Raw genomic sequence first — 19,311 nt, 5'->3', positions numbered from 1 at the left:
AATTCCAACACAGATGAAACGGCTATATTTCTCCCTCACTTTACTTTTATCTTTTTTCTCTTTCGCATATTGCGGAGACGGGACTCCGGTTATCGAGTCCATCGACGGTAATAAGATCACTACTGCGGGTTTTGAAAGCGCTTTTGACACCGCTTTGGATACTCTAAGCCGCACTCAGAACATCGAAAAAAAGAATGTTATTAAATTTTTAACCGAAGAAGAAAGCAAAGTTCCTCAAAGCTTTCTCCAACTCAGAAACGAGTTTAGAAAAAGAAAGTTTTTCGATCGTTATCATGAGATGATGGTAGTTAAAGCTGCTGCGGATAAGAGCGGTTTTAGCAAAAGATCAGATATTAAAGAAATCTTAAAGTTCCAAGAAATGCAATTGATCTACGGAATGTATATCGCTGAGCAGATCGAATCTAGAATTAAGATCACCGAGCAGGAATTGAACCAAGGTTGCCAGGAACTCCGCGCTAAATACAAACAAGCTGAGTCCTTAACTTTGGAACAATGTTACGATGCTGCAAGAGCTCAGATTAAAGGAAGAAAATCTGAAGAAGTTTATAAATCTGTTCTGGATAGAATTAAAGAAACTGTCGCTATCAAACATAACGATAAGTTTGATCTTGAAAAATATCTAGATAAAGAGTTCAGCTTTCCTGAATTGAGCAAGGAAGAGGCTCCTAAGGCTGAAGAGACCAAGGCACCGGAAGCTAATACGCCGGCGCCTGAAGCTACTAAGTAAAAAAAGAATTTTTTCAACGATTTGAATTCATATCTAAACGCAATCTTCCGTAGCGTAATTGAAGCGATTACGGAATTCTTACCGGTGTCCTCCACAGGACACCTTTTCTTATTTTCCTCTTTCTATCCGTTTTCGGAAGGAGCGGATTTCGACGACTTATTCGATATATTCATCCAGAGCGGAGCGATCCTTTCGGTACTTGTTCTTTACCGAGCAAAGTTCCTGGAGCAGGGAAAGTCCGCTCTATGTTACCTTCTCCGTAAGGAAGAGAGCCGGGAAGGATTCCTTTTTTTAACCAGAGTGACGATCGGATTCTTGCCTATCATGGTGGCAGGATTCTTGTTCAGAGGATTTTTAGATAAGATCAAATCCAGAGGAGACATTTTGGCGATCTTAGGATGGGCCTGGTTTGTGGGCGGGCTTTTGATCTTACTTTCCGAGTTCTGGTTTCAAAGAAGAGAGAAGATCAAAACAAGCGAACCTATTGGTATAAAGGATGCGATTATTATAGGGATCTTCCAATGTTTAGCTTTGATCCCTGGGGTCTCTAGATCGGGTGCGACTATCGTCACTGCACGGTTTTTAGGAAAGGACACCAAAAGTTCCGCAGAGTTTTCATTCTTTGTTGCAGTCCCAGTTCTATTTCTGGCCGGAGGTTATAAACTATTCAAACATAGGGCAGTGTTAAATTGGGAGAATTTACCGATCTTAAGTTTGGGTTTTGTCCTTTCTTTCTTACTTTGTTTTTTCGTTATCAAATGGTTTCTGAGATATTTACGGACCCATTCCTTTACCGGGTTCGGCTGGTACCGGATACTTCTTGGGATCTCAGTGCTACTATTCTACAAATTAGTGATGCAGGGCTGACCCGACACAATAGTGTGGCTTAGATCGGAATGCGCCCCTGGATCCGAAATTGTCTATTTTTACTTTTTTTGCCTAGTCTGCTTTGGGGGCAACCGGTCGATCTAGGCCCTAGGGGTTCTGCTGGGGATACGAACTCGGAAGACGATACCCAAAGGTCTGTTGTTAAGACCAGAAACCGCCTTTTAAACAAATCCATCGAAGTACTTAGCGAAAGAGAAGTGGATGAGCAGCTGGAAAACCTGGGTCTTTCCAGGGAAGGTTCCATATACACCAGACGTAAACGATTAAAAGCCGCATTAGGCGAGAAGGAAGATAATAAGCCTGACTTCGCAGCGTTAGCCGGAACATCAAAAAAAGATCTGCCCATGGTAATTGAAAACGCCGCCGAAGGTGAGCTCATGAGAGTGGATCAGACCAAAGGTGGGGTTTTGGTCTTAAGGGGTAGAGTCCGTATTAAACTTAGATCAGGAAGTCTGGAAGCTGAGACAATTTCAGTGGATTCTGACCGCCAAGAAGTGTATGCGGAAGGTGGGATCAAATTCGAGGACGGAAGAGCGAAGATCACAGGGGATAAATTCATCTACGACTATAGATTGGATAAAGGTGTGGTCTATAATACCAAGGGAACCGTCGCTCCCGCGTATTTCTTCGGCGAGAAGGTTAAAAAATTAGATGATAAACGTTACATGTTGGAGATGGGATACTTCACATCATGTAATGCGGAGAAACCACATTATTCTTTCAAGGTGGATAAGGTGGTGCTTTATCAAGATAGAACTGTTGTCGGAACTAACGTTAGATTCCAGGTTGGAGGTACAACAGTATTTTGGCTTCCGTTCTTTTATAATAATAATTTAGGGAACGGTTGGACCACCCAAGCCGGTAAGAACAATACTCAAGGTCTATTTATCCAAAACTCGTTGCAATGGTCCACGATCCCAACTTTTTCTTGGACCCCGATGGGTTATAAGTTCCGTGCGGACTTTTACGAAAAAACGGGACAAGCCTTCCAAATGGAAATGTGGAGGCAAAGTGCTAACCTAAATTATTTGATAGATATAGGTTACGCGAATCATAAGGCCTACCAGATCACTTCCGGTTTCGAGGATAGATTTGCCAATTACGGTCTCGGAACGAGTGCGGTCACTAACCAAGTGGATAAGGGAAATTATTGGGGAACAAATATCCCTAATATCGGAGAAGATAGGGATCCTTGGTGGAAAGGTAGAATATTCTTAAATTCTAAAATGAACAATACGGAAAAGGACGTTACCCGAAATTTATCCGTTCAGTATGAGAATTTTACGAACCGTTTGTTCGAGTATGAATACGGGAATCGATACCAACCGAGCAATAGTTTACAGTCGTTATATACGTTCAGGGATGTTCGTTACGGGTATGTTCGTAATAACTTAGAGTGGAAATTGGATTATACCGAGAATAGGGGAGATCTTTCGGTCAATATCAATATGAAGAGAAATATGCTCTTCTATAACCTTTCTCCTTTGACTAAGTCCGGTTATTTTCCTACAGTCGACGTTCTTCCTTCCGTTACGATTAAGAACAGTTCCGAGATAGCACGGCTTCCTCATTTCGAAACTCCGGTGTATTGGGATGTGTATTTAACGAATACGTTGATGAGATTTTACGGGGTTCCCACCCAGGAAAAATTGAAAATACCGACTTCAGATGGAAGTTATGATAATCCTAACGGGGATTATAAGGAAAATCTTCTCAGGACCCAGAACTTCCTACAGGGAGAGACAGGATTTAGGACTTCGATGAATTTTGGAAGTTACGTGTCCTTGGCTCCGAGCGCATATTATGGAGCTAAAAAACAATCCGCTCAATTGCCAGCCGGAAATTCGGATACAGTTAACACTAACTTCACTTCTTTGGAAAGAAGTTTGGCCAGGGATAGTTATCAATATTTCAGAACGAATACCAATTTAAGGATCGGGGCTCCGATATTATTTTTCAATACTACTTATCGTAAGTTAGAAGCTGAAAAGCCTGACTTACAAGATCCAATTCTCATGAAAAATCGCCAGCATGAGTTGGAACTTTCATTGGAAAGTTACGCTCTGGAGAATTTCGAGATCTCTCTTAAAACCATCCGAGATCTTAGGAATTTTTCCGACGAATACCAGCCTCAACCGACCAGTCAGGAACGATGGTATTATACTGTTTTTCGTTTTGCGGGTTATATAGACTTTTTGGAAGGATTCAGCAAAAGAAAGAGAACCCTCCTGGAACGAAAAAGAAGCTTTTATAACGGACTATTCTTCAATAACGATTTTGTATATCATACACCTTTGCATCGTCCTTTGTCCAATAACTTCACTCTGTCTTATAAGATGGGGGGATTCAGACTTCCTTTTTTAAGATATATCCGCGAGCTGGAAGTAGGCGGAACTTGGTATCATATATATTATGCTTCTATGATGGACAATTATAGGATATATGCTAAGGCAAGTATTGACATTACTAGGGAGTTCGGGTTTGAGGCGGAGATCGATTCCAGGGTAACGGAACCTTGGAGATATACGAATCAAACCGACAATTATTATTACCAAAGGTATATCTTGAATACGGATCCAACTTCTCCATTCACTTCCATGAATATGAACCCTACGAATTTAGGTCAGGATATTATCAACGGATCCGGGATTAATGGGACTCAAGCCAGACAGACGACCGCTTTGAATGTCAACCGTGCGATGGCGGTTTTAAAATATAATCTTCATACTATGAATTTCAGATTAGGTCTAAGTAGTGACCTTAGATCAGTACCTGGGGGAACTACCGGAGCAAGTCAGGTGACTTTTTATGATCAGTCCATATTTTTCTCCATATCTTTAACGGATTTCAGTTTGGGCCAAGAAGATTCTTCCCAACTTTCCAGGATACGTCTGTTTAGATTTAGAAAACGCCCTCTTAAGGCAGGTTATACGGAAGGAGTCGAGTCGGAATAATATGCTGAAAGAAAGAAGCCAGACTTTTAAACTATTGTTCGTATTCTTGGACTTGATCTTCTCCTTGGGAAGTTGTGTGTTCGCTTTCCTCCTTCGTTTCTATGTAGGAGATCCAACAGGAATAGATAGATCCTATATCGATCTGGAAAGTTATTTTATATTAGGTTCCGTTCTTTCCATTTCGCAAGTAATCGTTTTCCTATTTATAGATCTATATCATCCCAGAAGAGGATTGTCCTTTTTGGACGAGTTCCTTGCGATCTTCGGAGGAGTGTTCTTAAACTTATTATTCGTATTATCCATGTTATTCTTCTTCCGAGGCGATTTCGGAAGCGAAAGATTTTCTCGTTCTTTTATATTAGTTTTCGCAGTAACTAATATTTTCTCGATCGGGCTTCTCCATCTTCTTGCCCGCCAATTTTTAAGATATCTTAGAAGCAAAGGATATAACTTACGTAGGGTGCTCGTGATCGGAACAAGAGAGACCGCTGCCCGTTTTGCCGACTCGGTCCAAAGACACCAGATCTACGGATACCAGATCATAGGTTACGTAAGTTCCGGAAATAGTAAGGCGATCCGCAAGGATATGCAACTTTTGGGGAAGACGGACAAAATAGAAAAGGTCCTTTCTGAGATTAAACCCGACTTGGTTGTTTATGCGTTGAATAACGCGGAAGGGGATTGTCTAGAAGCCGTTTTGGATGCATGCGATACGGAAGGTATAGACTTAAAAGTAATCCCAGGTTTCCAAGAGTTTATCAAGGCGAAAGGAAGAGTGGATGAGATGGACGGCCTTCCCGTAATTTCCATCAGAAACATTCCGGTCCGTCTGGGTTATAATCGGGTGATCAAAAGAAGTTTTGATATTCTATTTTCACTTTTCTTTATTATTCTTTTTTCACCCGTGTTTTTGATCATTGCACTTCTTATCAAATTAACCTCTAGGGGACCTGTTTTCTATTATCAGGAAAGAGTGGGCTTGGACAATAAAAGTTTCAAGATGATCAAGTTCAGGAGTATGGTTGTTCAAACCAGGTCACAGTCGGAGACCACATGGACGGTCCAAAATGATCCTAGAGTTACCGGGATTGGTAAGATCCTCCGTAAGACCTCCCTTGACGAAATACCTCAGTTTTTTAATGTGCTTTTAGGAGATATGTCCGTAGTGGGTCCAAGGCCCGAAAGACCTCATTTTGTCGAAAAATTCAAAACGGATCATAGACATTATATGAGAAGGCATGCGGTCAAGGCTGGGATCACCGGTCTTGCTCAAGTCAAGGGTCTTAGAGGCGACACTTCTATCGACGATAGGATAGATGCGGATATCTACTATATAGAAAATTGGTCTCTTTGGTTGGATATTAAAATCATCCTACTTACACCTTTAAAGGGTGTAATGGATAAGAACGCCTATTAAGGGAAAAAGGAGAACGAAGGCCGTGAACCTAAACGAAGAATCCCTTCAAAAAATCGCAGAGTTATCTAGGCTCAAAATAGATCCTAAGGATATCCAAAACTTCCTTACGGATTTTAATAAGGTCCTGAATTATGTGGATACGATCACTGAGTTAAATGTGAGTTCCGTATCAGACGAGGACTTATACCCGAACGAAGGAAATTCACTTCGTGCGGACAAGGCAACCGAAGGTTTAAGTCGTTCTCAGATAGAATCTTTCGCTCCTAGTTTCCAAAACGGATACTTCGTAGTTCCGAAGGTGATCGAAACATGAAAGAATTATGGAAATTAAAATATTCTGATATTAAAAAAGGCTTAAATTCCGGCCAATTTACCCCTCTCGAATTGATCGAGTCTTTGATCTCTCGTATAGAAGCGGAAGACTCCAAAATTAAAGCATTCCTTTCTTGGGAAAAAGAAAGTATTCTAAAGGCAGCAATCGAAAGTACAGAAAGAAGAAAATCAGGAAAACCTCTCTCCGAATTCGATGGAATCCCGATCGGTGTGAAGGACAATATCTGTATAGAGAATACTATAACTTCTTGTGCTTCTAAAATTCTGGAAAACTACCGTTCTCCATTTCACGCGACGGCGATCGAAAAACTTTTAGCAAAAGGTTTTGTTCTCATCCCAAGAGCGAATATGGACGAGTTTGCAATGGGTTCTTCTACGGAGAATTCCGCATACCAAGTCACAAAAAATCCTTTCGATACGGATAGAATTCCAGGTGGATCTTCCGGAGGATCTGCGGCCGCAGTTGCTGCTTCTTTTGTTCCTGTTGCATTGGGTTCAGACACAGGTGGATCCGTTAGACAGCCTGCATCTCTTTGCGGGATCTATGGTTTAAAGCCAACGTATGGAACGGTTTCCAGATATGGGCTCGTTGCTTATGCTTCCAGCTTGGATCAGATCGGTCCATTGTCCAAGGATATAGACGGGATCATCGATGTGTACTCTGTGATTTCCGGAAAGGACCAGAGAGACGCTACTTCTAAAAATATTCCTGCATTCGATCCTTCTAAAGTAAAGGAACTTCCTTGGAAAGGTTTGAAAATAGGTAAGATGAAGATGACCTCCGAGATAGAGCCGGATGTTGCAAAGGCATACGAGTCTCTTTTAGCGGAGTTGGAGTCCAAAGGCGCTCAACTGATAGACCTGGATTTTTCTCTTCTTTCCAATTCTATTCCGATCTACTATATCATCGCTACTGCAGAATGCTCTTCCAATCTTTCCAGATTCGACGGGATCCGTTTCGGACAAAGAAAAGATCCAAGCGGCAAACTGGACGATCTATACGTAACTAGTAGAAGTGAAGGTTTCGGGAAGGAAGTCCAAAGAAGGATCTTACTCGGAACATTCTCCTTATCTGCCGGATATTACGACGCGTATTATGGAAGAGCGCAGAAAGCGAGAGTTCTGATCAAAAAAGAATACGAAAGTTATTTTTCTAAAGTGGATCTTATCCTACAGCCTACTTCTCCTACAACTGCGTTTAAGGTGGGAGAAAAAACTTCAGATCCGATCCAAATGTATAAGGCTGATATTCTTACTACTTCAGTAAATTTGGCCGGAGTTCCTGCGATGTCTGTTCCGATCGGAAAAGATTCTAAAGGACTTCCGATCGGTTTACAGATTACCGCTCCAGCTTTACACGAAGATAAGATATTCGGTTTTGCTAAAATGATCTCTGACTGGGCTTCTAAGGTAGAACTGCCCGAAACAATCAAATGAGCGAGCTTGCCGCGAGAATTATTCCCTGCCTGGACATCAAAGACGGCAGAGTAGTCAAAGGAGTGAATTTCGTAAATCTTGTGGATGCGGGAGATCCCGTGGAGTCTGCTGTGGTTTACGAGAAAAATCTCGCGGACGAGTTATGTTTTTTGGATATCACGGCATCCAGTGATAAAAGAGATATCCTCATACATTTGGTGGAAGCAGTCGCAGAACGGATATTTATACCATTTACTGTTGGCGGGGGAATTCGTAACTTAGACGATGTAAAAGCGGTTTTGGAGAAGGGAGCAGATAAGGTCTCTATCAATACCGCCGCATTTCAAAATCCGGACCTTCTTCGTGCCGCTGCGGAAATTTACGGTTCTCAATGTATCGTATGTGCTGTGGATGTGAAATTCCATCCTGATAGACAAAGATACGAAGTCTTCCTTCATGGTGGACGGACTGAAACCGGAAGAGATGCATTGGATTGGGGAAAGGAAGCCCAAGAAAGAGGAGCAGGAGAAATTTTACTTACCTCTATGGATCGCGACGGAACCAAAAAAGGTTTCGATATCCAACTTCTTAAATCATTTTCTTCTAATTTAGAAATTCCTATTATTGCAAGCGGTGGCGCCGGAAATCCGGAACATATGGTAGAAGCGATTCTGAGAGGGAAAGCTGATGCGGTGCTCGCAGCATCTATTTTTCATTTTGGGGAATTCACCATCAGAGAAACCAAAGAAAATATGCGAGAAATGGGGATTAAGGTAAGATTATAAGGAAAGTAGATATACCGGAATTCGGAATCCACATTCCTTTTGTTGGATATATAAATCCAGCTTGCTAGTTTAAGAATTTTCTGATATAGGACAGGCGAGGCGAACTCCCACGGGCCACTCCCCACCACCCAAAATTAGGGTGGGGGCCGCTCGCATCCGCACTCGTTGGAATTCCAACACCGAAAAAATTTAAGTCGTCTACTACAGCCCGCTTACGATTGTAAATACTTCATTGAACACATTATTAAAATGCGTTTTTACTGAAGTAAGTCCTGCACCTGTTCCACCTTCATTTCTAAAAGACATTTGAGAATGATCCATATTTGTAACAGTATGCTGTGCTCCTGCTCGTCCATTCAAGAGAGCAGAGGCCAAAGGTACAATTCCGTCTGAATTGGCGAACACTGGGTTTCCGCCTGTAATTACCAAACAGGCAGCTCGATATGTGGTAGCATGGTCAGTATCTCCACAATCCCCAGACCCCATGTCTCCTCCGTAAACAGTAGTAATCGAGTCCTCGGAAGTCTTTGCGATCATACTTTCTAAAAAGAAGTTAAATGCCTGGTTGGTCCCATCCACTATAGTAGGGGAAATTGCAGTCACTCCGGAACTGATCCCGTTTGTATAGGCAAGTCCTTGTCCTCCGGGAGTATCCGTCATAAACTTGATGATTGTCCCGATTGCGGTCAGATCTCCGGTGTATTGGGGAGAAGAGTAGGGAGATCCGTAATAGGGAGTTCCTAAACTGACTATATGATCTATTACATTTTCAGTATTATTTGCGTGTTGGATTGCAGCTCTAGAGACCAATCCTCCCATGGAATGAGCTACCACTACCACTTTGTCGGAAGAATTGAATGCCGCATTTAAGGAATCTATGAATCTTCTTCCATTTACTTCTATATAATCGGAAGTCCTATAGGTAAAAACGTATATTTCAAAATTATCATATACACTTCCAGTGTAGCTGCTTGGCGGAGTTGCATTGTCAGTAACAAAGGAAAGTCCCTGGTTCCAGGTTCCAAGTAGGTTTGCCACTTTTCTATTAAAATCTGTGGGCGGGTCCGTTTGTCTTTCTGCAAAATCCCAACCGTGGATGAATACAATCTTGGGTCTATTATCTCTTTGGAAATAAGGATCTTGGAAATACAAAGGAGAAAGATTTTCAGGTTGTAGGTTCGGGATCACTGTAGAAAATTTATATAAAGCATGGTTCTGCTCCGCAAAATAAGCCGAGATTATATAATCCTTAATTTTTTCCGCTGTTGATTTGCTATTGGAAGGAGTGATCCGATCTTCCAGATAATCGCAATTTCCAAAAGATAGAAGTGTGAAAAATAAAAACAGAGTTTGGAAAGATAAAAATCTTTTCATATTAAAAGACCCAATACTATTCAAAGTCGCATGAAGTGTTATGTAGGAATTCCTACAAAGTAACAAACTAACTACATGTTATAGAAAGTTTGGGGCCGATCGTCAAAAACCGCAAGCTAGAATTTGATGGTAGATGTTCATTAATATCGTAACAAAAAGGAAATAAATGTTTGAATAGAATTTACTTCGGTCGGTTTTTCAAACGATCCAGTACGATCCCTGTGGCGACTGTCACATTTAGGGAGGAGATATGACCATGAAGTGGAATCCGAACCGTAAAATCCGATTTTTCCATTAGGATCCTTTTTAGACCTTCTCCTTCATTTCCCATAAGGATCACAAGCTCCTCCCAAGCGGGAATTTTCGACCAATCTTCTGTACCTTTGTCGGAAGTGGATACCACCCAGAAATTTCGTTTTTGCAGTTTTTCTAATACTTGCGCCAGGTTACCGACTTTAAAAACGTTCAGATAAGCGAGTGCACCTGAGGCAACTTTTTCCACTGTGGGAGTGATTCCCGAGGAATCTCTTTCTGGAATGAGGACCGTTTCTACTCCGAAACATTCCGCGGTTCTTAAAATATTCCCTAAGTTACCCGGATCTTGGATGCGGTCCAAAACGAGAATTGGACCTTTACAATTTTCCAGATGAGAGTCGAATGATTTTTTGTCTCCTGAATGGAGCTGTATTCTAAGTGCAAGTACGCCCTGGTGATTTACGCCTGGAGCCATTTTGTCTAACTTGCTGGGGGAAGCTTCTTTGATCAGAAGTTTGTCTTCTAATTCGGAGAGAATTTCGTGTAATTCTTTTTTAGCCCCGGAAGTCAGCCAAATTTCTTGGAAAGAAAGTTCTGAACCTTTTTCGAGATGTCGTTCCAGAATTTCTCGGATATTTCTTCTTCCGTAGATATAATCCTGGCGGCTCATTTTCTTTTCCAGCGAAGACCTTCTTTGGTATCTTCGAGTATAATTCCTAATTCGTTCAGTTTATCTCTGAGTCTGTCTGCTTCCGCAAAATTTTTGTTTTTACGAGCCTCTTGTCTTTGTCTCACAAGTTCGTCGATTTCGGAGTCTAAAACTTCGACTTTTTTTTCAAAAGTCAAAACCCCTAAGATTGAATCTATTTTATAAAACAAATCCAATCTTTTGACGATCTCATTTTCGTCCGGAGCATTCTGATCCAGGTATTGGTTGGAATCTTTCACCAATTCAAAAACGGACGCTAAAAATTTGGAAATGTTCAGATCATCGGCTAGGCTATCCAAAAATTCGTCCCAAGTCGCTACTTCTACGTTCGTTTGAGGTTGGAACGTTTTTCCGAATTTCGATAATTCTTCCAATAGTCGATTGATACAATTTTGTATCTTGGCAACCGATTGTGCTGCTTCTTCTAATCTTTCTTTTGTGAAGTTTAATTTGCTTCTATAATGTGCGGAGAGCAGAAGAAACCTAATATTACGAGGTTCTACTCCTTCTTTTATCAAATCTCTAAGGGTAAAAAAGTTTCCCTTAGACTTGGCCATCTTTTCTCCGTTTACGAGCAGATGTTCCGAATGTAGCCAATATTTTACGAAGGATTCTTCCGGATAGGCACCTTCGCTTTGAGCGATCTCATTTTCATGATGAGGGAAGGTTAGGTCCACACCTCCGGTATGGATATCCACTCCGGAACCGTAGACATCACGCACCATTGCGGAACATTCCAAATGCCACCCAGGTCTTCCTGAACCGATTTCAGTTTCCCAAGAAGGTTCCCCGTCCTGTTTTGGAAATTTCCAAAGAACGAAATCTCGAACATCATCTTTGTCGTATTCGTCGGTATCGTACCGGGTTCCGGTTTTCATTCCGCTTATATCGATCTTGGAAAGTTTCCCGTAATTTTTGAATTTTGAGATCGAATAATATAAACTTCCGTCTTTTTCATATACCAAGCCGCGGCTTTTTAGATGTTTTATAATCTCCACCATGGATGGAATAGAATCCGTCGCCCTAGGATAATGTTCTAGTTTTTGAATATTCAGGGATTCTAAATCTTCTTGAAATGCTTTTACCCAAGGCTCCGTAAATTCCCTGATGTTCTTACCTTGGGCTAACGATTCTCGGATGATCTTATCGTCTATATCGGTGATATTCATGGTCATATCCGGCTTATAGCCGAATGCGACGAGCACACGTCTAAGCAAATCCACGAATAAGAATGCGCGTAAATTCCCTAAATGTGCAAAGTTGTAAACAGTAGGCCCACAGGAATATACTCGGACTCTGTCTGGAAACTCCGGACGGAATACTTCTTTGATTCCGCTGAGAGAATTATGGAAACGGATTTCTTTCATTCAGGGAACAGGATCTCTTTCGCGAATTCCAAATTGGCCAGATTTTGTTTGTCTCCAGCTATACCGGCCTCATTCCCTTCCGTAGGATACACCTGCATTCTTTTATCGCAGACTAAGTGATTGAATAATGCGAATACTGATTTAGGGTGAGAAACCTTGTCTTCCATTCCGACCGAAACTAGAGTTGGGATTTTGATCTTTTTGGAAAAATTCAAACTATCAAAATAAGAAAGATTCTTTTTTACCTGAGCTTTTTTGGATTTTGCATTGGCAATCTGTTCCGAAATTTCTTTGGACCAACTTGTCCCCAACTTCAGTTGGGTATCATCCACATGGCAAAAATTAGGAGTTTCTAATATAAGCGCTTTGACTCTAGGGGAATTTGCTGCGCCGAATAAAGCCATGGAGGCTCCGATCCCTTTTCCGGCCAGGATGATCTTATCTCCGTCAATCCCGTCGGTGAGTCTTAAAAATTCGATCGTGCGGATAACATCCAAATAATTCGATTTTAAGAAGAAGGATTCCTTAGATTCCAATCCTTTTCTATAATATCCGGGAGTCCAATCCGGATCAGGAATTTCTCCCTCTTTTAAGACCGGTCGGATTAGCTGAGTGCCGTGACCTCTTAGGTCCAGGATAAGTTGCGCGATCCCGGCCTCCGTCAGGCCTTTGATGATCTGAGGTCTATCTTTTGCGTAATCGTGGAAATAGACTAAAACAGGAAGATCTCCTCTTTTTCTTGGGATCACCAAACTGCCAGTAAGAGTTGCGTTTCCATAAGATTGAAAAGAAATATCGTAGATGGTTTCTTTTAAAATGGTCCCTTTGAGCAGGGCCTTGGTTTGATTTTTAACCGGAAAACCTTTGAGTTCTCGGATCGACTCCGCCCAAAAATCGTCCAAATCCGCGGGAGGTGAGAACGGAGGATAAGTCTGGAAGCACTCGTCGAAACTGATAGCCATCAGAGATACATCGTTTTCATTTCAACGGGGGTGTAAAGTGATCTTTTGCGGAATACAATGTCTGTAGAAGAAGGACAGAAATCGTCATAGGTCCTACACCACCCGGAACAGGAGTGTAATAGGAGGATTTTTCCCAAGCCTTGGAAATTTCGATATCTCCTACGTTCCCTACATTATAGCCGGCATCTAATAATACCGCGCCAGGTTTGATCCAGTCGGCTTTAATAAATTCAGGCTTACCAACAGCACCCACTACGATATCAGCCTGAGAAACGATTTCAGCTAGATTTTGGGTTCTGGAATGACATAGAGTAACAGTCGCGTTCATTTCGGTGAGAAGCATTGCCATAGGTTTTCCCAAAATAGGAGAACGTCCTACAACCACAGCTCTTTTGCCCGCTGGGTCGATACCGTATTCTTTTAGTAGAAGGACCATACCATACGGAGTGCAGGGAAGATAGGTTTCCACTCCCATGGACAATTTTCCGAAGGATAATGTAGTAACTCCGTCCACATCCTTCTTCAAATCGATACGGTCGAACGCAGCTCTTTCGTCTATCTGGGGCGGGGTTGGATGTTGTAGAAGGATTCCGTGAGTATCCGGATCCGCGTTAAGGCGATCAATGACTGCGAGTAATTCCTGGGTTGTAGTAGTTTCGGGAAGTTCGATTTTTTCGGAGATCATTCCCACTGCGTGGCAGGACTTGACTTTCATATTCACGTACGTGGCGGAGGCAGGATCGCTCCCGACTAGTATCGTTGCGAGTTTCGGGGGCTTTTTTCCGGAAGCCGTGAGAGTTTTGATCTCTTCGGCGATCGAATCTTTTATCTTTTGGGAAAGTTTTTTGCCATCCAGTAAAATCGCAGTCATGGGTTCAGGATTTAGCTTCCGGTCCCGATGTCATCCGAAAATAATTCTTTTCAGTCGGATAGAATGCCTAAAATAGGATCATGTCCGAAGTTTCTACCATTGACCTAAATCGTTTGCCGGAACATGTAAACCAGACCGTACGTATCCAAGGTTGGGTCCACGGTTTGAGAGGATCTAACGCCAGACAATTTTTAAGTCTGAGAAATTCCGGAAAGATACTTCAGGTTCTCGCTGAAAAGGAAATTTTAGGAGAAGACCTATTCTCCGAGATCAAACACTTAAAGCAGGAAACTTCCGTCGAGGTAATTGGTAAATTAGTGGAGAATGAAAAGTCTCCAATAGGATTCGAACTGGTACTTTCTTCTTTCAAGAAGGTGGGAGATTCGGACAATTATCCGATCACACCCAAAGAACATGGAATAGACTTCTTACTTTCCCAAAGGCATTTATGGTTACGTTCCAGTAAGCAGCTTGCGATCATTAAGGTAAGAAGTGAACTTTCCTATCAGATCCGAAAATATTTCCATAACAATCAATTTACTTTGATAGATACTCCTATCTTAACAGGTTCCATCGGAGAATCTGCAGGAACATTATTCTCTACCGAATATTTCGATCTTGGGAATGCCTACCTTGCCCAAACAGGACAATTATACTTGGAAACCGCGATATTCGCTCATAATAAGGTTTACTGTTACGGTCCAACATTCAGGGCGGAGAAGAGTAAGACCAGAAGACACTTAACGGAATTCTGGATGGTAGAAGCGGAAACTGCATTTTTAACACATGCAGAAAATCTAAAATTACAGGAAAATTTTGTAAAAACTGTCATCAAAGAAACTGTTTCCGCTTGTTTGCCTGAACTAAAAGTGTTAGAAAGAGATCCTGCACCTTTATTGGATTATATCTCTAAACCGTTTGCTCTTATAGATTACAAAGAAGCTTTGGAATACCTACAGTCCCAGGGAGAGGATATAACTTGGGGAGACGATATCAATTCGGAAAGAGAACAGATGCTTTGCCAAAAATTCGGCGGACCTGTTTTTATTCAAAAATATCCTAGAGAAGCAAAAGCGTTCTATATGAAGGTCAACCCGGAGGATCCTAGAACCGTACTCAATGCGGACTTGATCGCTCCGGACGGAGTGGGGGAGATTATAGGCGGTTCCGAAAGGGAAGAGAGTTACGAAAATATAACTAAAAGACTCCAGGAAGAAAACCTACCTGTAGAATCCTACGAATGGTATCTGGAACTCAGAAAATACGGGTCGGTTCCACATTCAGGATTCGGCCTTGGGACGGAAAGACTGATCGCTTGGATCTGCGGATTACAACATGTTCGAGAATGTATCCCATTCCCCCGCATGATGGAAAGATTGTACCCTTAAAACGATTTCACGCAGAGCTGCAAAGGCGCAAAGAAAGCGCTTTTTATGCCTTTAGTACTATTTAAAAACTCTCGGCGTCTATATGCCTCTGCGTGAAAAAAATCAGCTAAAAAATCCGGATCCTACCGATACCAAAAATAGAGGTATCGTATGGCTAAAAGTTCCGCCCTTTCCACACAGCTTTCCTTGGAAGAGTCCGCATGGGAACTCTTTGAGACAGGAGCTTACGAGGAAGTATCTAAACTAGCGGAGAAGAATCCGAAAAACGTTTTCTTAAATCATTTAAGAGCGGTTTGCGAATTCGAAACGGAAACGAATACTGCCAATAATTTTCCTTTAGAAGGAAAAACGGTCCTGACACCTTTGCTTGGTGCATATTTGCATAGAGCCAAAGGAAATGCAAAAGAGGCAGCAGTATTATTTCACGAATACTTTAAGGCATCTTCCAGCCTGGTATCATATTCTATTTTGACCACTGGGATCAAGGCATGCGAAGAAGTGGGAGCCCACAAAGCATGCGTGGATCTGATCCAAAGATACAAGGCACTTTGGTCGGACGGATATTTTTCCAAATTAGAATTTTTCTCCCTATATCACTTAAGAAAATTCGAAGAAGCTCTAAAAGTATTCAAAGAAAATTCTGAAAGTCTAAAAGAAGACAGAGATGTTCTGGCTGCTTTAGGATTATGTTTTGTTCATATAGGAAAATTCGAAGAAGCTTGTAATATCCTGGAAAAACTTCCCGGTGCAGGCGAGATCCCTTCCTTCGAAGATAAAGTGACCGAATATTCGGATAGGATCAAAAATATCCCTAAGTATGAAGCTCGAAAAAAAGAACTTTCTAGAACCGAACTCTTAGATTTAGGATATGCGTATCTATTCTCCGAGTCTTACAAAAAGGCGGAAGAGGTATTTACTTCTCTGGTTTCCCTAGAATCACGATAACCCTTCCTTTCAAAAGAGCCTCCCTGGATTTAGGGGAGGCCAAAATTTTCTCCGCATCCTCGTTGGAGATCACAAGATCCGCTCCCAATTTCCCGGAAACACCTAAAGCGGTAGTCAAAAGTGGTTTATAACCTGACACTTCCTCTTTCATTGCGTCTTGTACTTTCGAAAAATAACGAATATATCCGTAATTCACTATGGAACTTTTTTTGACGAATAGAGGAGAATAGATCCCGATACCGTCCTCGTCTCTGATCTCGGAAAATAAAGCGGGTAATACTTCTAAGTGTCTTGCATCTACGATCAGTCCGGTATAAGAATCGGCTGGGTTGTGGATCGGGTGCACCTCCGGAAAACTTTCGGAAGAATAGGGAAGGGTGATATGAGATAGAATCCCTTTTTTCCCTTTTAAGGAAATAATTCCGGTGGCGATCAAATGATTTCCCTTGAACTGATTGTGGATCTCGATCGGTTCTTTCTCGTAGATCTCTTGGAAAATTTCTCGAAAGGATTCGTCCTGGGCTATTTTTTCGCGAAGAAGAAGATTGGAATCCAATTTTAGATTCTCCATACTTCTATATAAGTATTTCTTAATCTCTTCTTTTGCGGTTTCCTTGGCGATATTTCTGGCTTCCGTAATATTTTTTGCGGTTCCGATCTTATTATAATCCGGATCGTCCGGATGAAATGCGATCTTAGGAAGTTTGACATCGACGGTTTTGCTGATCTCTCCGGTTCTCCAGTTTACGATCGTTTCCGTTTTGTCCTTGGACTCCCAAGCAAAAAGTGAAAGTCCAGAGATCAGGAAGAATACAAGCGCTTTAGGTTTCATACCGCTTCTCCGGAAGAGTAATTGGGAAGTTTAGAATATTCTAATTTTAGTTGATTCCAGTCCGATATCCTTTTGGCAGGAGGAAGTGAATTGATCAGATCCGTTCCATAAGACTTAGTCCAAATACGTGAATCCAGTAAACTTACAATCCCAGTATCTTTCTCCGAACGAATTAGCCTTCCAAAACCTTGTTTCAGGACTGTCGTCGCATAAGGAAGCTGTAGATCTTTGAAGGGATTTCCGCCTTTTTCTTTCAACTTCTCGCTTCTCGCCTCGAGCACCGGATCATTCGGAGGTTGGAAAGGAAGTTTAGTCAGGATCACCGATCTAAGTTTATCTCCCCTTATGTCCACACCCTGCCAGAAAGAAGATACTCCGAAAAGTACAGCATTCTTTTCCGCTAAAAATCGGTTCTTAGCGGCTTCCGGTCCCATTTCCAATTGAGAGATCACAGGCAGATCAGTAAGAGGCCGTATCGTTTCTATAATTTCATTTAAGGACTTGTTAGAAGTAAAAAGAACGAATGCTCCGCCTTTTGTCAGCTCTATCAATTTTAAGATATAACGAGATAGATCCGCAGCATTTCTTTCCGCAGATTCAGTCGCGTCCTTAATATCTTTAGGCAAAAAGAGTAGAGCGTTCTTTTCATAAGGAAAAGGAGAAGCAACTAACTTGGAACGAGAAGGCAATCTTCCGATCCGGTCCGCAAAATAACTTAGGTCGCCCTTATTGGTGGAAAGTGTTGCGGAAGTAAATACTATACTTTCAGTTCTGGGTTCTAACACTTCTCGTAGAATTGTTTCGGATTTCAAAGGTTGGGTCAGAAGTTTAGGAAACATCTCCTTTGTTTTAGTGTTAGGAGGATCCGCCCAATATACTCTTTCTCCCTCGTCCATCGTTCTAAAAAGATGTAAACCTTCTGCGATTTGTCCAATGCGTCCGGAAGACATTTCTATCTCCATCGCGATCTCTTTTTCTTCCAACTCGTCGCTTTCTTTGGAATATTTTTTTAATTCTATAAGAAGAGCCTCTTGGAGGGAATCTAACGCTGCTTCTAATTCTCCACCGTCCATCTTTAGGGGCCTGCGGATCCGTTGGGAACCGTAAAAGTTGAGAGGAAGTTCGCCAACAACCTTATTGAAACAAAGAAAAAGTTTTTCTCCAGCAAGATTTGTAAGATCGTTGATCTTAGGAGAATTGAGTCTTGCTCCCAAGCCGGATTTTTTCTGGGAATTCCAAACGCCTTGTAAAAGTTTTTGGATCTCCAAAGAAGATAATTCAATTCTGAATGCGTTTCCTAAAACTTCCGGAAAATTATGAGCCTCGTCTACTACGATCTTTTTGAAGTCGGGAAGAATATTAAAATCCGATGCAATATGTGCCGCTAATAAAGAATGGTTTACGATCAGAAGGTTCGACTTTTGCCATTTGGCTCTTTCTAAAAAATAGAAAGAATGGGAGAAGTTAGGGCAACTTCTTCCTAAGCAGGAATCGGCTTCTCTGGTTACCTTGGACCAAAAATCGGGAGAAGCGTAACCATCGTATTCCTGTCTTCTTCCTGATTCGGAATTGGAAACCCAGTCTTTAAAGGAATTCAAATGTTCCATCATCTCAGGCCCGAAGGTTCCTTGGGTAAGAACGTTTCCCAATTTCCTTTTACATACGTAGTTGGAAGCTCCCATCGCGATCTCGGCTTTTACTTCCTGTCCCAAAATTTGGGAAACAAGAGGGATGTCTTTTCGAATGAGCTGGTCTTGGAGTGCTTTTGTTTCCGTAGAAATGACTACGATCTCTTCTCCTTCCAATGCGCTGATCGCTGCAGGGATTAGGTAGGCCAATGATTTTCCCACACCGGTTCCCGCTTCTACTATCAGGTGCTCAGAGTTTGCAAACGCTTGTTCTACACTGTTTGCCATTTGGATCTGACCAGATCTGGACTCGAAGTCAGGCCAGAGTTTGGAAAGTTTTTTGAATTGTTCTTCTACTCTACTCAAGGAACTCACGCTTCCCTGGTCCGGAAAAGTTTGATCACACAATATAAGGATAGTAGTGTCACTAAGCCTAAAG

16 protein-coding genes are annotated in these 19,311 nt (G+C 41.8%); 9 read left to right on the top strand and 7 right to left on the bottom strand.

Features of this window, described 5'->3' with window-relative positions; genetic code table 11:
• Window positions 1-13: 13 nt before the first annotated feature.
• The 7 genes from LEP1GSC185_RS15085 to hisF are packed head-to-tail and all read left to right on the top strand — an operon-like array spanning window position 14 to window position 8,541.
• Window positions 14-748 (top strand): lipoprotein LipL31, encoded by a 735-nt coding sequence (locus LEP1GSC185_RS15085; protein WP_008590882.1) that lies wholly within the window; start codon window positions 14-16, stop codon window positions 746-748.
• Between the two features lie 21 nt (window positions 749-769).
• Window positions 770-1,615 (top strand): undecaprenyl-diphosphate phosphatase, encoded by an 846-nt coding sequence (locus tag LEP1GSC185_RS15080; protein WP_008597089.1) that lies wholly within the window; start codon window positions 770-772, stop codon window positions 1,613-1,615.
• 29 nt (window positions 1,616-1,644) lie between these two features.
• The gene (locus LEP1GSC185_RS15075; protein ID WP_008591143.1) at window positions 1,645-4,590 is read left to right on the top strand and encodes an LPS-assembly protein LptD; all 2,946 of its coding nucleotides are present in this window, start codon (window positions 1,645-1,647) and stop codon (window positions 4,588-4,590) included.
• Window position 4,591: 1 nt separating this feature from the next.
• Window positions 4,592-6,007, top strand: a complete 1,416-nt coding sequence (locus tag LEP1GSC185_RS15070) for an undecaprenyl-phosphate glucose phosphotransferase (protein ID WP_008591322.1) — start codon at window positions 4,592-4,594, stop codon at window positions 6,005-6,007.
• Window positions 6,008-6,029: 22 nt separating this feature from the next.
• Window positions 6,030-6,320, top strand: coding sequence for an Asp-tRNA(Asn)/Glu-tRNA(Gln) amidotransferase subunit GatC (gatC, locus tag LEP1GSC185_RS15065; protein ID WP_008591767.1), 291 nt, complete (start codon window positions 6,030-6,032; stop codon window positions 6,318-6,320).
• Window positions 6,317-7,777, top strand: a complete 1,461-nt coding sequence (gene gatA / locus LEP1GSC185_RS15060) for an Asp-tRNA(Asn)/Glu-tRNA(Gln) amidotransferase subunit GatA (RefSeq protein ID WP_008591526.1) — start codon at window positions 6,317-6,319, stop codon at window positions 7,775-7,777. The genes gatC and gatA overlap by 4 nt, the downstream gene beginning before the upstream one ends.
• Window positions 7,774-8,541, top strand: coding sequence for an imidazole glycerol phosphate synthase subunit HisF (hisF, locus tag LEP1GSC185_RS15055; RefSeq protein ID WP_008590106.1), 768 nt, complete (start codon window positions 7,774-7,776; stop codon window positions 8,539-8,541). The genes gatA and hisF overlap by 4 nt, the downstream gene beginning before the upstream one ends.
• Before the next feature lie 201 nt (window positions 8,542-8,742).
• Here the strand turns inward: hisF and LEP1GSC185_RS15050 are convergent, their stop codons facing one another.
• From LEP1GSC185_RS15050 to folD, 5 genes are all read right to left on the bottom strand, one after another.
• Window positions 8,743-9,915, bottom strand: coding sequence for an alpha/beta fold hydrolase (locus LEP1GSC185_RS15050; RefSeq protein ID WP_008589943.1), 1,173 nt, complete (start codon window positions 9,913-9,915; stop codon window positions 8,743-8,745).
• Window positions 9,916-10,096: 181 nt separating this feature from the next.
• A complete protein-coding gene (gene rlmB / locus LEP1GSC185_RS15045; RefSeq protein ID WP_008591092.1) occupies window positions 10,097-10,840 on the bottom strand; it encodes a 23S rRNA (guanosine(2251)-2'-O)-methyltransferase RlmB in 744 nt (247 codons plus the stop codon).
• Window positions 10,837-12,246, bottom strand: coding sequence for a cysteine--tRNA ligase (gene cysS, locus LEP1GSC185_RS15040; protein ID WP_008589863.1), 1,410 nt, complete (start codon window positions 12,244-12,246; stop codon window positions 10,837-10,839). The genes rlmB and cysS overlap by 4 nt, the downstream gene beginning before the upstream one ends.
• Complete coding sequence (locus LEP1GSC185_RS15035) at window positions 12,243-13,208, bottom strand: acetylxylan esterase (RefSeq protein WP_008590654.1); 966 nt, start codon at window positions 13,206-13,208, stop codon at window positions 12,243-12,245. The genes cysS and LEP1GSC185_RS15035 overlap by 4 nt, the downstream gene beginning before the upstream one ends.
• 16 nt (window positions 13,209-13,224) lie before the next feature.
• Window positions 13,225-14,079 carry a bifunctional methylenetetrahydrofolate dehydrogenase/methenyltetrahydrofolate cyclohydrolase FolD gene (gene folD, locus LEP1GSC185_RS15030; protein WP_008590439.1) on the bottom strand — a complete coding sequence of 285 codons (855 nt, stop codon included), beginning with the start codon at window positions 14,077-14,079 and terminating at the stop codon, window positions 13,225-13,227.
• 80 nt (window positions 14,080-14,159) lie between these two features.
• On the opposite strand from folD, the gene asnS reads away from it, so the two are divergent.
• Window positions 14,160-15,467, top strand: coding sequence for an asparagine--tRNA ligase (gene asnS, locus LEP1GSC185_RS15025; protein ID WP_008591779.1), 1,308 nt, complete (start codon window positions 14,160-14,162; stop codon window positions 15,465-15,467).
• 150 nt (window positions 15,468-15,617) lie between these two features.
• A complete protein-coding gene (locus LEP1GSC185_RS15020; protein ID WP_008591497.1) occupies window positions 15,618-16,412 on the top strand; it encodes a hypothetical protein in 795 nt (264 codons plus the stop codon).
• Here the strand turns inward: LEP1GSC185_RS15020 and LEP1GSC185_RS15015 are convergent.
• The gene (locus tag LEP1GSC185_RS15015) at window positions 16,381-17,244 is read right to left on the bottom strand and encodes a hypothetical protein (protein ID WP_008590539.1); all 864 of its coding nucleotides are present in this window, start codon (window positions 17,242-17,244) and stop codon (window positions 16,381-16,383) included. The genes LEP1GSC185_RS15020 and LEP1GSC185_RS15015 overlap by 32 nt on opposite strands.
• Window positions 17,241-19,238 carry an ATP-dependent DNA helicase gene (locus tag LEP1GSC185_RS15010; RefSeq protein WP_008590092.1) on the bottom strand — a complete coding sequence of 666 codons (1,998 nt, stop codon included), beginning with the start codon at window positions 19,236-19,238 and terminating at the stop codon, window positions 17,241-17,243. The genes LEP1GSC185_RS15015 and LEP1GSC185_RS15010 overlap by 4 nt, the downstream gene beginning before the upstream one ends.
• Window positions 19,239-19,311: the final 73 nt, after the last annotated feature.

Origin of the sequence: Leptospira licerasiae serovar Varillal str. VAR 010 (genome assembly GCF_000244755.1) — a bacterium.
GTDB lineage: Bacteria > Spirochaetota > Leptospiria > Leptospirales > Leptospiraceae > Leptospira_B > Leptospira_B licerasiae.
This window is presented reverse-complemented; position numbering and strand designations above follow the sequence as displayed.

What these genes read in the sequence shown, in the direction of transcription:
- LEP1GSC185_RS15085 (WP_008590882.1), top strand. Translation starts at nt 14, where the DNA reads ATGAAACGGCTATATTTCTCCCTCACTTTACTTTTATCTTTTTTCTCT.
- LEP1GSC185_RS15075 (WP_008591143.1), top strand. Translation starts at nt 1,645, where the DNA reads ATGCGCCCCTGGATCCGAAATTGTCTATTTTTACTTTTTTTGCCTAGT.
- LEP1GSC185_RS15070 (WP_008591322.1), top strand. Translation starts at nt 4,592, where the DNA reads ATGCTGAAAGAAAGAAGCCAGACTTTTAAACTATTGTTCGTATTCTTG.
- gatA (WP_008591526.1), top strand. Translation starts at nt 6,317, where the DNA reads ATGAAAGAATTATGGAAATTAAAATATTCTGATATTAAAAAAGGCTTA.
- hisF (WP_008590106.1), top strand. Translation starts at nt 7,774, where the DNA reads ATGAGCGAGCTTGCCGCGAGAATTATTCCCTGCCTGGACATCAAAGAC.
- LEP1GSC185_RS15050 (WP_008589943.1), bottom strand. Translation starts at nt 9,915, where the DNA reads ATGAAAAGATTTTTATCTTTCCAAACTCTGTTTTTATTTTTCACACTT.
- rlmB (WP_008591092.1), bottom strand. Translation starts at nt 10,840, where the DNA reads ATGAGCCGCCAGGATTATATCTACGGAAGAAGAAATATCCGAGAAATT.
- cysS (WP_008589863.1), bottom strand. Translation starts at nt 12,246, where the DNA reads ATGAAAGAAATCCGTTTCCATAATTCTCTCAGCGGAATCAAAGAAGTA.
- LEP1GSC185_RS15035 (WP_008590654.1), bottom strand. Translation starts at nt 13,208, where the DNA reads ATGGCTATCAGTTTCGACGAGTGCTTCCAGACTTATCCTCCGTTCTCA.
- folD (WP_008590439.1), bottom strand. Translation starts at nt 14,079, where the DNA reads ATGACTGCGATTTTACTGGATGGCAAAAAACTTTCCCAAAAGATAAAA.
- asnS (WP_008591779.1), top strand. Translation starts at nt 14,160, where the DNA reads ATGTCCGAAGTTTCTACCATTGACCTAAATCGTTTGCCGGAACATGTA.
- LEP1GSC185_RS15020 (WP_008591497.1), top strand. Translation starts at nt 15,618, where the DNA reads ATGGCTAAAAGTTCCGCCCTTTCCACACAGCTTTCCTTGGAAGAGTCC.
- LEP1GSC185_RS15015 (WP_008590539.1), bottom strand. Translation starts at nt 17,244, where the DNA reads ATGAAACCTAAAGCGCTTGTATTCTTCCTGATCTCTGGACTTTCACTT.